Below are 14,730 nucleotides of genomic sequence, written 5' to 3' on the forward strand. Positions count from 1 at the left end.
GGATCGACACCATGACGGACGGGAGCGATGTCGGCGGAGGGGTCCGGCGGGTGGCGGTGTTCGTGCGGGGGAACGTCCAGGGGGTCGGGTTCCGGTGGTGGACCCGGGCCCGCGCCCTCGAGCTGGGGCTGTCCGGCTTCGCCCGCAACACGGCCGACGGCCGGGTCGAGGTCGTCGCCGAGGGCCCGGAGGACGCGCTCCGCCGGCTCGTCGACCTGCTCACCGAGAGCCCGTCGAGCGCCCGGCGGCCCGGCCACGTCACCGCCGCCTCGACCCCGGCGTGGTCCGAGCCCCGCGGCGAGCGCGGCTTCCTCGAGCGCTGACCGACGTTCACGGATCAGGCGGGAAGGCTGGGACGGGGAGGATCCGGGTCGTGGACGGCCGGGCGCCCGGTGGGGCGCCGGTTCCTACGATGGCCGGGTGAGCGACCTCCCTCCCGAGCTGGCCCGCCTGCGCTCGAGCATCGACAACATCGACGCGGCGCTCGTCCACCTGCTCGCGGAACGCTTCAAGTGCACCCAGGCCGTCGGTGAGCTCAAGGCCTCGGCGGGGCTGCCGCCGGCGGACCTCGACCGTGAGGAGCAGCAGGTCGCCCGGCTGCGCGCGCTCGCCGACGAGGCCGGCCTCGACCCCCAGTTCGCCGAGGCGTTCCTCGCGTTCATCATCGCCGAGGTCATCCGGCACCACGAGCACATCGCCGGCGCCGACGCACCACAGCCCTGACCGCCGGTACCACGGGCCCCAGGAACCACACGCGTCACAGGCAACACCGGGCACCGGTCTCGTCCCGGGTGAGCGCGCCCCCGCCGGTAGAGTCCACCCCGACCCGGCCACCCCGGGGGGACCAGGGCCCGACACGAGAGCTGACGACCGACGCATGTACCTCAAGACGCTGACCCTCAAGGGGTTCAAGTCCTTCGCCTCGGCGACGACGATGCGCCTCGAGCCCGGGATCACCTGCGTCGTCGGGCCCAACGGCTCCGGCAAGTCCAACGTCGTCGACGCCCTCGCCTGGGTCATGGGGGAGCAGGGGGCGAAGTCCCTGCGCGGCGGCAAGATGGAGGACGTCATCTTCGCCGGCACGGCGGGCCGTCCGCCGCTGGGCCGCGCCGAGGTCAGCCTCACCATCGACAACACCGACGGCGCCCTCCCCATCGACTACACCGAGGTGACGATCACCCGGACGATGTTCCGCGGCGGCGGCTCCGAGTACGCCATCAACGGCACGTCCTGCCGCCTCCTCGACGTCCAGGAGCTCCTGTCCGACTCCGGCCTCGGGCGCGAGATGCACGTCATCGTCGGCCAGGGCCAGCTCGACACCGTCCTGCGCGCGACCCCCGAGGAGCGCCGCGGCTTCATCGAGGAGGCGGCCGGCGTCCTCAAGCACCGCCGCCGCAAGGAGAAGGCCCTCCGCAAGCTCGAGACGATGGAGGCCAACCTCACCCGGGTCCACGACCTCACCGGCGAGATCCGCCGCCAGCTCGGGCCGCTGGGCCGCCAGGCCGAGGCCGCCCGCCGGGCCGCCGTCATCCAGGCCGAGGCGCGCGACTCCCGGCTCCGGCTCCTCGCCGACGACCTCGTCCAGCTGACGGCCGTCCTCGAGCAGGAGGTCGCCGACGAGACGGCCCTCATCGAGCGCCGCACGGCGGTCGAGGACGCCCTCGCCGACGTCCGCCGGCGCGTGTCCGACGTCGAGCGCCGCGCGGCCGAGGCCGCCCCCGAGCTCGGTCGCGCCCAGGAGCGGTTCGTGCGGCTGCAGAGCCTGCGCGACCGGATGGAGTCGACGGGATCGGTCGCCGCCGAGCGGGTCCGCCTGCTGTCCCAGGACGAGGAGCACGAGACGACGAGCGGGCGCGACCCCGACGAGCTGCGCGCCCAGGCCGAGAGGGCTCGCGAGGCCGAGGCGGCCCTGCTCGCCGAGGTCGCCCAGGCCGCCGACGAGCTCGCGCAGGCCGTCGCCGCCCGCGAGGAGGCCGAGCAGGCCTTCGCGGCCGAGCAGGCGCGGCTCTCGCGCCTCGCTCGCGCCGCCGCCGACCGCCGCGAGGGGCTCGCGAGGCTCGCCGGCCAGGTCGGGGCCCGGCGCAGCCGTATCGAGGCCGGCGAGGCCGAGATCGGGCGCCTGCAGGAGCTCGTCGCGGCCGCCCGTGCCCGGGCCGCCGAGGCCGAGCAGGACTTCAGCCGGCTCGAGGGCAGCGTCGCGGTCGAGGAGGAGGGCGAGGAGGGGCTCGACGCCGTCCACGAGTCCGCCGCCACCCGCCTCGCAGCCGCCGAGACCGAGGTCGAGCGACTCGTCGCCGAGGAGCGCGAGGCCGAGCGCGAGCGCTCGTCGGCGATCGCCCGGCTCGAGGCCCTCGAGCTCAGCCTGCGACGCAAGGACGGTGCGGCCACCCTCCTCGCCGCTGCTGACGACCACGGCGTCGCCGGCACGGTCGCCTCCCTCCTCCACGTCACGGGCGGCCACGAGGCCGCCGTCGCCGCGGCCCTCGGCTGGGCGTCCGAGGCCCTCGCCGTCCCCTCGGCCGACCACGCCGCACGCGCCATCGAGAGCCTGCGCACCGACGACGGTGGGCGGGCGGCCCTCCTCGTGGGCGACACCGCGACCCCGAGCGACCCCGGCACCTGGCCCGCCCTCGACGCCGGAGCCGTCTGGGCCCGCGACGTCGTCACCGCCGCCGCGGACGTCCGGCCGGCGGTCGAGCAGCTCCTCGACCGCGTCGCCCTCGTCCCCACCGCCGCCCACGCCGTCGCGCTCGTCGCGCGGCGCGAGGGCGTCACCGCGGTCACCGCCGACGGCGACGTCTTCGGCCCCGGCTGGGCCCGGGGCGGCAGCAGCCAGGGCGAGAGCCTCCTCGAGATCCAGGCCGCCGTCGACGAGACGCGCTCCACCATCGAGGCCGCCACGGCGCGCTCCGAGCGGGTCCGGTTCGCGCTGGGCGCTGCCCGTGAGGAGGCCGGCGCCGCGAGCCGCGAGGTCGACGCCGCGCTCGACGCGCTCCACGAGTCCGACGCCCGGATGGCCGCCGTCGCCGAGAGGCTGGGGAGCCTCGGTGCCACGGTGCGCACCGCGAGCGCGGAGGCGGACCGCACCGAGCGCACCATCGCCGACGCCCGGGCCACCCTCGAGACCGACCGCACCGAGCTCGAGGCCCTGGAGGCCCGCCTCGCCGAGGCCCAGGCAGCGCCCGCCGAGGAGGCCGAGGAGCCGAGCCACGACGAGCGCGACCGCCTCGAGCTCGCCGCGAGCCGGGCCCGCACCGCGGAGACCGAGCTGCGCCTCACCCTCCGTACCCGCGAGGAGCGGGCCCGTGCCCTCAAGGGACGCGCCGACTCGCTCGAGGGCGCCGCGCGCAACGAGCTGGCCGCGCGCGAGCGGCTGCGCGAGCGCCGGGAGCGGCGCCGCCGCGAGGCCACCGTCGCCGAGGCCGTCCGCGCGGCCGCCGAGTACGCCGTGGGACGGGTCGCCGCGGCGCTCGCCCTCGCGACGACCGCCCGCGACGCCGCCGAGGCCGCGCGCCACCGCCGCGACCAGGAGGCGGCCGCGCTGCGCCAGGAGCTGACGACGGCCCAGGACGAGCTGCGCGACCTCACCGACACCGCGCACCGCGACGAGATGGCGCGGGCGCGGCAGGTCGCACGCATCGAGGCCCTCCAGGCCAAGGCCGTCGAGGAGCTCGGCATCGACCCCGAGGTCCTCGTCGAGGAGTTCGGCCCGCACCGGCCGGTGCCGCACATCGCCGGCCCGGGGGAGGACCCCGACGAGTCACCGGAGCCCGGTGCCTACGTGCGCGAGGAGCAGGAGAAGCGGCTGCGCCGCGCCGAGCGCGGGCTCCAGGCCCTGGGCCGGGTCAACCCGCTGGCCCTCGAGGAGTTCGCGGCCCTCGAGGAGCGCCACACCTTCCTCACGACCCAGCTCGAGGACCTCAAGCGGTCCAAGCGCGACCTGCTCGACATCGTCAAGGAGGTCGACGAGCGGGTCGAGCAGGTCTTCACCGAGGCCTTCCACGACACCGAGGCCCAGTTCGAGCGGGTCTTCGCGCGGCTCTTCCCCGGCGGCGAGGGCCGGCTCGTCCTCACCGACCCGTCGAACATGCTCACCACCGGCATCGAGGTCGAGGCGCGCCCCCCGGGCAAGAAGGTCAAGCGGCTCTCGCTGCTCTCCGGCGGCGAGCGCTCGCTCGTCGCGGTGGCGCTGCTCGTGGCGATCTTCAAGGCACGGCCCAGCCCGTTCTACATCATGGACGAGGTCGAGGCCGCCCTCGACGACACCAACCTCGGCCGCCTCATCACCCTCTTCGAGGAGCTGCGCGACTCCAGCCAGCTCATCGTCATCACGCACCAGAAGCGGACCATGGAGGTGGCCGACGCGCTCTACGGCGTCTCGATGCGCGGCGACGGCGTCACGACGGTCGTCAGCCAGCGCATCCGCGACGTCGCCGCGACGGCCTGACGCTCAGGGCTGGTGGGGGAGCCCACCGACGCCGGCGACCGGCCAGAACCGCAGGACGACCGGGCCGACGACCCGGGACACCGGCACGAGCCGGGCGCACTCGGGCCCGTCGCTCGCCCCGCGGCAGCCGATGACCGAGTCGGCCGACTGCGACCGGTGGTCACCGAGGACGAGGAGCATGTCCTCGGGCACGGTGATCTCCGGGAAGCAGCGGGTCGAGCGGGGCGTGCTCGAGCAGTCCTGGGTGTCGTCGGTGAAGGGGAGGTCCTCGAAGACGTAGGGCTCGTCGAGGACCTCGGCGTCGACGGTGACCTTGCCGTCCTCCGAGCAGCACGCGACGCGCTCGCCGGGGAGGCCGATGACGCGCTTGACCGTGTAGGCGGTGCTGCTGGGGCCGATGCCGGTGAGGTCACCCATCCAGCGCAGCGCCCGCACGAGCGGGTTCGACGGGGCGGGGAGCGAGCGGTCCTGCCAGGTCTCGCCGTGGCCGAAGACGACGACGTCGCCTCGCGCCACGGAGGTGTCGAGGCGGTTGACGAGGATGCGGTCGCCGACGTGGAGGGTGTTCTCCATCGAGCGGGACGGGACACCGAACGGCTTGACGAGGAACGCCTGGACGAGGGCGACGGCGACGACGGCGATGACGACCTCGGTGAGGAGGGGGAGGCGTCGACGGGGTCGCGTCGTCGCCCCGTCCGACGCGGCGGGCGCGGTCGTCACGCCGTGATCCTAGGTGGCGCTCGGGACAGTGTCGATTTGGTGGGCCGCGTGCCGCTCGGGGAGACTGTCGGCATGGTCGCGGTCGTGCTGGGGATGCTGTTCTGCGTGGGGCTCGCGGTGGCCGTCATGGCGCTCGTCGCCGTCCCCGCCCGGCGCGAGGGGCGCGACGTCCTCACCGAACGCGGCGAGGAGGTCGTCCTCTCGCTGCGCGACCGCGCCGACGTCCTCGGCCGCTCCGGCGAGGGTCCCACCGACGCACCGGCCGCCCCGGACGGCCGTCCCGACCCCGTGCTCGACGAGCCCGTGGGCGCCCGCGGCTGAGTCGCGTCCGCGGCCCCGGGGCCGTCAGGGGCGTGTGGTTCGATGGGCCGGACCCGCCCGACCCCCACCAGGAGACCGCGTGAACTCCGGCATCGACCACACCGGCGTCGACCCCGACGTCCGGCCGCAGGACGACCTCTTCGGCCACATGAACGGGCGCTGGGTCGCCACGACCCCCATCCCCGCGGACCGGGGCCGCTACGGCACCTTCGACGCGCTGCGGGAGACGGCCGAGGCCCACGTGCGCGCCATCATCGAGGACGTCGCCGCCGGGTCGCCCCAGCCGGGAACGGTCGCCGCGAAGGTCGGCGACCTCTACGCCGCGTTCATGGACGAGGAGGCCGTCGAGGCCCTCGGTGCCGCCCCGCTCGCCGACGACCTCGCCCTCGCCCGGTCCGTCGAGGGGCCTGCCGACGTCGTGGCCGCCACCGGCCGGTTCGGCCGCGCAGGGGTCGGAGGGTTCGTCATCCCCTTCGTCAACACCGACGACCGCGACCCCGACCGCTACGTCGTCTACCTCGAGCAGGCCGGACTGGGCCTGCCCGACGAGTCGTACTACCGCGAGGACCAGCACGCCGCGAAGCGCGAGGCGTACGTCGGCCACGTCGAGCGGATGCTCGCGCTCGCCGGCTGGGACGACCCCGCCGGTGCCGCCGCACGCGTCATGGCGCTCGAGACACGCATCGCGGCCGGGCACTGGGACAAGGTCACCAACCGCGACCCGGTCAGGACCTACACGCTCGTCGACCGCGCCGGTCTCGACGAGCTCGCGCCGGGTGTCGACTGGGCCCGCTACCTCGAGGGGATGGGCGCGCCCGACGGCGCGTTCGACGCCGTCGTCGTCCGCCAGCCCGACCACGTCCGGTCCGTCGCGGCCGCCCTCGACGACGAGCCGGTGGAGGCCTGGCGCGACTGGCTCGCCTGGCACGTCGTCCACTCCCACGCGCCGTACCTCTCCGGCGCCTTCGTGGCGGAGAACTTCGACTTCTACGGGCGCACGCTCTCCGGCGTCCCCGAGATCCGCGACCGCTGGAAGCGCGGGGTGTCGCTCGTCGAGGAGGCGCTCGGCGAGGCGGTCGGGCAGCTCTACGTCGAGCGGCACTTCCCCCCGCACGCCAAGGAGCGGATGGTCCAGCTCGTCGACAACCTCGTCGAGGCGTTCCGGCAGAGCCTGTCGGTCGTCCCGTGGATGGGCGACGACACCCGCCGCGAGGCCCTCACCAAGCTCGGGTCGTTCACCCCCAAGATCGGCTACCCCGAACGCTGGCGCGACTACACCTCCCTCGAGGTCGAGCCGGGTGACCTGCTCGGCAACGTCCGGCGCGCCGTGGCCTTCGAGGTCGACCGCAACCTCGCCAAGCTCGGCAGCGAGGTCGACCGCGACGAGTGGTTCATGACGCCGCAGACCGTCAACGCCTACTACAACCCCGGGCTCAACGAGATCGTCTTCCCCGCTGCCATCCTCCAGCCGCCCTTCTTCGACGTCGACGCCGACGACGCGGTCAACTACGGCGGCATCGGCGCGGTCATCGGCCACGAGGTCGGGCACGGGTTCGACGACCAGGGCTCGCAGTTCGACGGGTCGGGCACGCTGCGCAACTGGTGGACCGACGAGGACCGGGCAGCCTTCCAGGCGCTCGCCGACGCGCTCATCGCCCAGTTCTCGGAGCTCGAGACGCGGGACGCCCCCGGCCTGAAGGTCAACGGCGCGCTGACCGTCGGTGAGAACATCGGCGACCTCGGCGGGCTGACCATCGGCCACCGCGCGTACCGGATCTCCCTCGGCGAGGACGCCGCCCCGGTCATCGACGACCTCACCGGCGACCAGCGCTTCTTCCTCGGCTGGGCCCAGGTGTGGCGTGGCACGGCCCGCCGCGAGGAGGCCGAGCGCCTCCTCGTCGTCGACCCGCACGCGCCGATGGACCTGCGCGCCAACGCTGCCCGCAACCTCGAGGAGTTCCACGAGGCCTTCGGGGTGGCCGACGGCGACGGGATGTGGGTCGCCCCGGAGGAGCGCGTCCGCATCTTCTGACGGCGGGGGCGACGACGGCGCCGCGTGTCCCGCGCGGGGCGACCCGGGGTTCGCTAGCGTCACCCCCACACCGGCCCGGGACCCGCCCGGTGTCCGGCGAGGGGAGGAACCACATGACCATGCCCAGATGGATGCGTGCTGCCGCCGCGACGGGGGCCGTCGCGGCGGCCGCCACGCTCGGCCCGATGGGGGTCGCCGTCCAGTCGGCGGGCGCCATCGACTGCTACGACACGCGGTCCTCGACATCGCCCTGGTACGACGGGCCGTCGGCCAGCGTCCGGTACGACCAGAACTTCAACAAGGGCTTCCGCATCCCGCAGGCGCTCTACGACGGCAACGGGGTCCCTCAGGGCCTCACCGTCCTCAACAACTGGAACGGCACGGGCCAGGACCTCTTCCTCGTGTCGGCCTACGACGACGACGACCACGACAAGTCACCGGACGGTGACAGCGTCATCTACGCCGTCGTGGCGGGGGAGGGGACCGTCAGGGGCTCGTTCCGCATCCTGGAGGGCAAGGCCGGGGGTCTCGCCGTCGCCGGCGGCTACCTCCACGTCGCGAACACCAACGAGGTCCGCTCCTACGCCCTCTCCCGGGTCAAGGACGCCATCCGTGACGGTGGCTACCTCACGTACGACCGCAAGACCGATGACGGCTGGGCCTCCTGGGTCGCTGCGGACGACGGCGCCGTGTGGGTCGGCAACTTCGACGAGGACAGCCGCAGCTGGATGCACCGCCGTCCGGTCAACGCCGACGGGAGCCTGGGAGCCGCGGGCTCGCGCGTCCAGGTCCCGATGAAGGCCCAGGGCATGGCGGCGACGTCGGGCCACTTCATCTTCTCGACGTCGTACGGGCAGTTCAACCGCAGCAACATCTACGTCGTCGAACGCGGCTACGGCGAGCAGCTGGAGAACCGCCCGCTCACCTGTTTCCGGGCCCCGACGATGGCCGAGGACGTCGTCATCTGGAACGCCAACGACGCGGCCTCCCGCTTCTACGTCATCTACGAGAGCAAGGCGAACACCTACCTCGAGGGGCTGAACCCCGACAACGAGATCGACCACGCGCACTGGGCGAACGTGAGCGACCTCACCGCGCTCGTCCCCTGAGCCACGGCGCGTCGCGAGGGCCCGGTCACGCACCGGGTCCTCGCGCTCGCGTTTGGGCCACGGCCGCGTCGTTGACAGGATGAGCGGGTGAGCGCCATCGACACCTTCTGGGAGTACCTCGCCGTCGCCGTCGGCATCGTCGTCATCGTCGGGGGCATCGCCCTCGGCCTGATGCGGGGCCGCGGGGGGGCGACGAAGGACCTGCCGCCCGTCGACCACCGTCCGACCCCCGGCGGACGCGCCGTCGACGTCGACGAGCCGCTCGAGGGCGCCATCGGCACCATCGAGTCGCCCGAGGACCTCGAGGTCGAGGAGGACCTCGAGCCGGAGGTCGTGCCGACCCCGACCCTCGAGCGACCCGCGGAGCCGGCCGGCCGCCTCCGGCGCCTGCGTGCGCGGCTCGCCCGGTCGAACTCGGCGCTCGGCAAGGGCCTGCTCGCCCTGCTCGCCGGCGGCACGCTCGACGAGGCCGCCTGGGAGGAGGTCGAGGACACCCTCCTCGCCGCCGACCTCGGCGTCGCCGCGACGACCCAGCTCGTCGACGCCCTGCGCGTGCGCGTCGCCGCCGAGGGCTCGACCGACGAGGCGACCGTGCGCGGCTGGCTGCGCGAGGAGCTGCTCGCCCTCGTCGACCCCTCGATGGACCGCACGCTCGTCTCCGAGCGCGTCGACGGCCGCCCTGCCTGCATCCTCGTCGTCGGCGTCAACGGCACTGGGAAGACGACGACGGTCGGCAAGCTCGCCCGCGTCCTCGTCGCCGAGGACAAGGACGTCGTGCTCGGGGCGGCCGACACCTTCCGGGCCGCCGCCGCCGACCAGCTCGCCACGTGGGGGGAGCGCGTCGGTGTCCCCACCGTCCGCTCCGACCGCGAGGGCGCCGACCCCGCCGCCGTCGCGTTCGACGCGGTCAAGGCCGCCGCCGAGCTCGAGGCCGACGTCGTGCTCGTCGACACCGCCGGACGCCTCCAGAACAAGACCGGCCTCATGGACGAGCTCGGCAAGGTCAAGCGGGTCATCGAGAAGCAGAGCCCGGTCGACGAGGTGCTCCTCGTCCTCGACGCCACCACCGGCCAGAACGGCATGCGCCAGGCGCAGGTGTTCGGCGAGGTCGTCGGCATCACCGGCATCGTCCTCACCAAGCTCGACGGCACGGCCAAGGGCGGCATCGTCGTCGCCGTCCAGCGCGAGCTGGGCGTCCCGGTCAAGCTCGTCGGCCTCGGTGAGGGTCCTGACGACCTGGCGCCCTTCGACCCCGAGGCCTTCGTCGACGCCATCCTCGACTGACCCTCCCCGCCGCCGGACCCCCACCCGGCGCCCCGCGGACCCCGCCCGAAACCGCGACCTACCGCCTGGTCAGTGCTGTGATCACGACACCGACCAGGCGGTAGGTCGCGCTCGAGAGTGGTGTCACGCGGCTGGAGGAGGCGGCGCCGGCAGGGCGCAGGCGGGGGAGCCGCCGGGGAGGCGGTGGCGGTTGCGCGACACCCACCGGTAGAGCGGTGCGGCGACGAGCCCGACACCCGGCGCGAGGAGCAGCGCCCCGGCCGGCCGGGCCCACCATCGCGAGGCGAGCAGCGTCCTCCCGACGGCCTGGTGCCCCGACCAGGCGCGCCCCGCGGTGTCGACCCACTGGAGGGCCTCGGCGCACTGCACCTCGGTGAGCCCGAGGGGGCCGAGGTCGATGAGCTGCCACGGCTCGACGGCGAAGTCGGCGGGGGAGCGACGCAGCCGGCTGGTGGCGAACCGGGCGCTCGTCGAGCAGAAGGCGCAGTCGCCGTCGAAGACGAGGACGGGCAGGGTCCGCCGGAGGGGCTCGGGGCTCACGTCCCGATCCTCGCACGCGCCACGTGGCGGACCGCTGGTCTCACCATCCGGGACCGGCGGGAGGCGGAAACCCGATGTTGACACCCCGCGCCGCTCTGCAACATCCCCGAAACACGACACGGCAGGTCGTGAAACCCGCCGAGTCCACCGTGGACGCCATGAGCACAGCACTGATGCCCCTGGCGGAGGCAGCAGAGACCGTCGACTACGCATCCACCGCGTTCGTCCTCCTCTGCGCCTCCTTCGTCCTCCTCATGACGACCCCCGGGCTCGCCCTCTTCTACGGCGGCATGACCCGGGCCAAGTCGGTCCTCAACATGATGATGATGTCCTACGGCGCCATGGGCGTCGTCGGGATCATCTACGTCCTCTACGGCTACTCGATGAGCTTCGGCTCCGAGAACGTGGCGGGCATCATCGCCAACCCGTTCGAGAAGTTCGGCCTCGCCGGCACCGACACGATCGTCAACCCCTTCGGCTACGAGGGCTACGGCAACATCCCCGAGCTCGCGTTCGTCGGCTTCCAGCTGACCTTCGCCGTCATCACCGTCGCCCTCATCAGCGGCGCCGTGGCCGACCGCGTCAAGTTCTCCACCTGGATGGTCTTCTCGGCCCTCTGGGTCACCTTCGCGTACTTCCCGATCGCCCACATGGTCTGGGGTGGCGGTCTGCTCTCCGGTGCGGAGAGCAGCCTGTCGGCCCTCGTCTACGGCACGACCGACGGTGCGGCCAACATCGCGCCGATCGACTTCGCCGGTGGCACGGTCGTCCACATCAACGCCGGTATCGCCGGTCTGGTCCTCGCGCTCGTCGTCGGGACGCGGCTCGGCTTCGGCAAGGTCGCGATGCGCCCGCACAACGTGCCGCTCACGATGATCGGCGCGGGCCTGCTCTGGATGGGCTGGTTCGGGTTCAACGCGGGCTCCGAGCTCGCCGCCGACGAGACGGCCGCCCTCGTGTGGGTCAACACCACGGTCGCGACGTGTGCGGCCGCCCTGGGCTGGCTCGTCGTGGAGAAGTTCCGTGACGGCCACGCCACGAGCGTCGGCGCCGCGTCCGGTGTCGTCGCCGGTCTCGTCGCGATCACCCCGGCGTGTGGCGCTCTCAGCCCCGTCGGCTCGATCATCCTCGGCGCGATCGCCGGTGCGCTCTCGGCCCTCGCCGTCGGCCTGAAGTACCGCCTCGGCTACGACGACTCCCTCGACGTCGTCGGTGTCCACCTCGTCGCCGGCCTCTGGGGCACCATCGGTGCGGGCCTGCTGTCCACGAGCAGCGGTCTGTTCTACGGTTTCGGTGTCGACCAGACCGTCGTCCAGGTCCTCGTCGCGCTCGCCTCGCTCGTCGTCTCCGGCGTCGTCACGCTCGTCATCGCCCTGGCCCTCAAGGCCACGATGGGCTGGCGGGTCCCCGAGGACGTCGAGGTCGCCGGCATCGACCAGGCCGAGCACGCCGAGTCCGCGTACGACCTCGTCGCGCGCGGCGGTCGGGTCGGGGCCACAGGCTTCGGGACCCAGCACGACGCCCGCCACCACGACGAGACCTCCTCCAAGGACCTCGAAGGAGCCACCTCATGAAGCTCGTCACCGCCATCATCAAGCCGCACCAGCTCGACGAGGTGAAGGAGGCCCTCGAGGCCTTCGGCATCCAGGGCATGACCATCAGCGAGGCCCACGGCTACGGTCGCCAGCGCGGCCACAGCGAGGTCTACCGCGGTGCGGAGTACACCGTCGACTTCGTCCCGAAGTCCCGCCTCGAGGTCCTCGTCGACGACATGGACGCCGCCTCGGTCGTCGACGTCATCCTCAAGGCCGCCCAGACCGGTCGCATCGGCGACGGCAAGATCTGGGTCGTCCCCGTCGAGGACGTCGCTCGTGTCCGCACCGGAGAGCGCGGCGTCGAGGCGATCTGAAGCCGATGACGACCTCCTCGAGCGAGATCGGCTCCAGGCGGCTCGACCTCGCCGGGAGGCCCTCTCCGCGTTCAACCGGGACTGGCTCGCCGAGGTCTGGCGGTCGGCCACCGGGGGGACGCGCCTCGAGGGGGTCGCCCTCGCCGCCGTCGGCAGCCTCGGCCGCGCCGACGCCGGACCCCTCTCCGACTACGACCTCGTCCTCCTGCACTCGGAGCGCTCGCTCCCCGCGAAGGAGCTGACGGCGCTCGCCGACCGCATCTGGTACCCCATCTGGGACGCCGGGGTGCGCCTCGACCACAGCGTCCGCACCGTGAGCCAGTGCCGCCAGGTCGCGGCCGGCGACCTCATCGCGGCCGTCGGCCTGCTGGATCTCGCCCCGCTCGCCGGTGACGCCGAGCTCGTCGCCGCGGCCCGCTCCACCGTCGCCCACGACTGGCGGGGCAACGCCCGCAAGCGCCTGCCGCAGCTCGTCGAGGTCGTCGCGGCCCGGCACGCCCGGCAGGGCGACGTCGCGCAGTCCCTCGAGCCCGAGCTCAAGGAGGCCCACGGCGGCCTGCGCGACATGACCCTCCTCGCCGCGCTCGCGGAGGCCTGGCTCGCCGATCGCCCGCACGGCGGGGTCGACACGGCCCACTCGCTGCTCCTCGACGTCCGCGACGCCGTCCACGTCGTCACCGGACGCGGCCGCGACCGGCTCGGGCGCGAGGACCACGACGCCGTGGCGGCCCTGCTCGGCCACACCGACGCCGACGACCTGCTGACCGCCGTCTCCTCCGCGGGCCGGACCATCGCGTACGCCCTCGACGGCACCCTGCGCCGCGCGGGGCAGTCCCAGCGGGCGCGCACCCTGCGGGTCGGCCCGCGCCGTCCGCAGATGACGCCGCTCGGCCACGGCCTGTTCGCCAGCGACGGCGAGGTCGTCCTCGGGTCCTCCCGCCTGGCGGAGGCCGACCCCACGATGCCGCTCCGCGCCGGCGTCGTCGCCGCCCGCGCCGGGCTGCCGATCTCCCCGGCCACCCTCGACAACCTCGCCCGCTCCGCGCCGGCGCCCGCCGAGCCGTGGCCCCCGGCGACCCGCGACCTGCTCGGTGACCTCCTCGCGTCCGGGCCCGGGCTCGTCACGGTGTGGGAGGGGCTGGACCAGGTCGGCGTCGTCGACCAGTGGCTGCCCGAGTGGTCCGAGGTGCGCTCGCGGCCCCAGCGCAACGCCGTGCACCGGCACACCGTCGACCGGCACCTCGTCGAGACGGTCGTCCGTGCGGCAGGGCTCGTGCGGAGGACCTCGCGCCCGGACCTGCTGCTCGTCGGCTCGCTGCTCCACGACATCGGCAAGGTGCGCGGTGCCCACGACCACTCGGTCACCGGCGCCGCGACCGCGCGGACCGTCGCGACCCGGTGGGGGTTCGCGCCCGAGGACGTCGACGTCCTCGTCACGCTCGTCCGCGAGCACCTCACGCTCATCGAGCTCGCGACCCGCCGGGACCACCAGGACCCCGCCACCGTCGACGCCGCCGTCGCGGCCGTGGGTGGTGACCGGGAGGTCTTCGAGCTGCTCCTCGCCCTCACCGAGGCCGACGCCTCGGCGGCCGGGCCCCTCGCGTGGACCGACTGGCGTGCCACGCTGCTCGACCAGCTCGCCGTGGCGGTGCGCGACCGCCTCGACGGCGCGACGACGTCGGTGGCCGGTGGCGGCGGGGGGAGCGAGGGGCTCGGGTCGCTGGCGGAGGAGGTCGCCGTCCGCGTGCGTGGCGGCGACCCCCTCGTGCGCGTCATCGACAACGGCGGCTCCCACCGCCTCGACATCACCGACCTCGACCGCGTGGGGCTGTTCGCGGACACCGCCGGGCTGCTCGCCGCGGAGGGCCACACGGTGCGGACGGCCATCCTGCGCACCGTCGACGGCATCGCGGTCAACGAGTGGCACGTCGAGTCCCCGAGCGGGGCGGTGCCAGACCCCGAGCGGATCGAGCGGGGCCTGGCGCGCCTGGCCCGAGGGGACCGGGCGCCGCTGTCGACACTCGACCGGCGCCGCGCCCACCTGCCGCGGCCGTCGGGGGAGAGCGGCCTCGGGGCGCCCGGACAGGCACGGGCGCTCGTCGTGCCCGGCGCCTCGGTCGACTCCACGGTGCTCGAGGTGCGGGCCCAGGACCGGCCGGGACTGCTTCACGAGCTCGGGGCCGCGCTCGCCGGGGCGGGGATCTCGGTGCGTTCGGCCCACATCGCCACCTACGCGGGGCAGACGCTCGACACCTTCTACCTCACCGGCGCCGACGACCTGCCGCTGCCACCGGCCCGCGTGGCGCAGGCGGTCAGCCTCGTCATCGACACCTGTGACGGCATCGCCCCCTCCTGAGTCCCGGCTTTC

The 14,730-nt window shown here is 74.1% G+C and carries 12 protein-coding genes; 10 read left to right on the forward strand and 2 right to left on the reverse strand.

Going from position 1 to position 14,730, the window contains the following annotated elements:
• The first annotated feature begins 11 nt into the window (after positions 1 to 11).
• The 3 genes from ACK8HX_RS01335 to smc all read left to right on the forward strand — a co-directional run bounded on the left by ACK8HX_RS01335 (position 12) and on the right by smc (position 4,447).
• A complete protein-coding gene (locus ACK8HX_RS01335) occupies positions 12 to 323 on the forward strand; it encodes an acylphosphatase (protein ID WP_411938841.1) in 312 nt (103 codons plus the stop codon).
• Between the two features lie 97 nt (positions 324 to 420).
• On the forward strand, positions 421 to 723 hold the full coding sequence (locus ACK8HX_RS01340) for a chorismate mutase (RefSeq protein WP_411938842.1): 303 nt from the start codon (positions 421 to 423) through the stop codon (positions 721 to 723).
• 154 nt (positions 724 to 877) lie between these two features.
• Positions 878 to 4,447 carry a chromosome segregation protein SMC gene (gene smc, locus ACK8HX_RS01345; protein ID WP_411938843.1) on the forward strand — a complete coding sequence of 1,190 codons (3,570 nt, stop codon included), beginning with the start codon at positions 878 to 880 and terminating at the stop codon, positions 4,445 to 4,447.
• A gap of 3 nt (positions 4,448 to 4,450) precedes the next feature.
• Here smc and lepB read toward each other — a convergent pair whose 3' ends face one another.
• Complete coding sequence (gene lepB / locus ACK8HX_RS01350; RefSeq protein WP_411938844.1) at positions 4,451 to 5,167, reverse strand: signal peptidase I; 717 nt, start codon at positions 5,165 to 5,167, stop codon at positions 4,451 to 4,453.
• Positions 5,168 to 5,239: 72 nt separating this feature from the next.
• Here lepB and ACK8HX_RS01355 point away from each other — a divergent pair, with 72 nt between their 5' ends.
• The 4 genes from ACK8HX_RS01355 (at position 5,240) to ftsY (ending at position 9,913) form a co-directional block, all read left to right on the forward strand.
• Positions 5,240 to 5,488, forward strand: a complete 249-nt coding sequence (locus ACK8HX_RS01355; RefSeq protein WP_411938845.1) for a hypothetical protein — start codon at positions 5,240 to 5,242, stop codon at positions 5,486 to 5,488.
• 79 nt (positions 5,489 to 5,567) lie between these two features.
• Positions 5,568 to 7,520: a M13 family metallopeptidase gene (locus tag ACK8HX_RS01360; protein ID WP_411938846.1), complete on the forward strand. Its 1,953-nt coding sequence runs from the start codon at positions 5,568 to 5,570 to the stop codon at positions 7,518 to 7,520.
• 113 nt (positions 7,521 to 7,633) lie between these two features.
• Positions 7,634 to 8,629: a hypothetical protein gene (locus ACK8HX_RS01365; protein ID WP_411938847.1), complete on the forward strand. Its 996-nt coding sequence runs from the start codon at positions 7,634 to 7,636 to the stop codon at positions 8,627 to 8,629.
• A gap of 87 nt (positions 8,630 to 8,716) precedes the next feature.
• Positions 8,717 to 9,913, forward strand: coding sequence for a signal recognition particle-docking protein FtsY (ftsY, locus tag ACK8HX_RS01370; protein ID WP_411938848.1), 1,197 nt, complete (start codon positions 8,717 to 8,719; stop codon positions 9,911 to 9,913).
• A 123-nt stretch (positions 9,914 to 10,036) separates the two neighbouring features.
• Here the strand turns inward: ftsY and ACK8HX_RS01375 are convergent, their stop codons facing one another.
• Positions 10,037 to 10,453, reverse strand: coding sequence for a thiol-disulfide oxidoreductase DCC family protein (locus ACK8HX_RS01375; RefSeq protein ID WP_411938849.1), 417 nt, complete (start codon positions 10,451 to 10,453; stop codon positions 10,037 to 10,039).
• Between the two features lie 158 nt (positions 10,454 to 10,611).
• Between ACK8HX_RS01375 and ACK8HX_RS01380 the strand changes: the two genes are divergently transcribed.
• The 3 genes from ACK8HX_RS01380 to ACK8HX_RS01390 are packed head-to-tail and all read left to right on the forward strand — an operon-like array spanning position 10,612 to position 14,718.
• On the forward strand, positions 10,612 to 12,027 hold the full coding sequence (locus ACK8HX_RS01380) for an ammonium transporter (RefSeq protein WP_411938850.1): 1,416 nt from the start codon (positions 10,612 to 10,614) through the stop codon (positions 12,025 to 12,027).
• On the forward strand, positions 12,024 to 12,362 hold the full coding sequence (locus ACK8HX_RS01385; RefSeq protein WP_411938851.1) for a P-II family nitrogen regulator: 339 nt from the start codon (positions 12,024 to 12,026) through the stop codon (positions 12,360 to 12,362). The genes ACK8HX_RS01380 and ACK8HX_RS01385 overlap by 4 nt, the downstream gene beginning before the upstream one ends.
• Positions 12,325 to 14,718, forward strand: coding sequence for a [protein-PII] uridylyltransferase (locus ACK8HX_RS01390; RefSeq protein WP_411938852.1), 2,394 nt, complete (start codon positions 12,325 to 12,327; stop codon positions 14,716 to 14,718). Before ACK8HX_RS01385 ends, ACK8HX_RS01390 begins: the two co-directional genes overlap by 38 nt.
• The last annotated feature ends 12 nt before the right edge of the window (positions 14,719 to 14,730 follow it).

The organism is Oryzobacter faecalis, from assembly GCF_046764005.1.
GTDB lineage: Bacteria > Actinomycetota > Actinomycetes > Actinomycetales > Dermatophilaceae > Oryzobacter > Oryzobacter faecalis.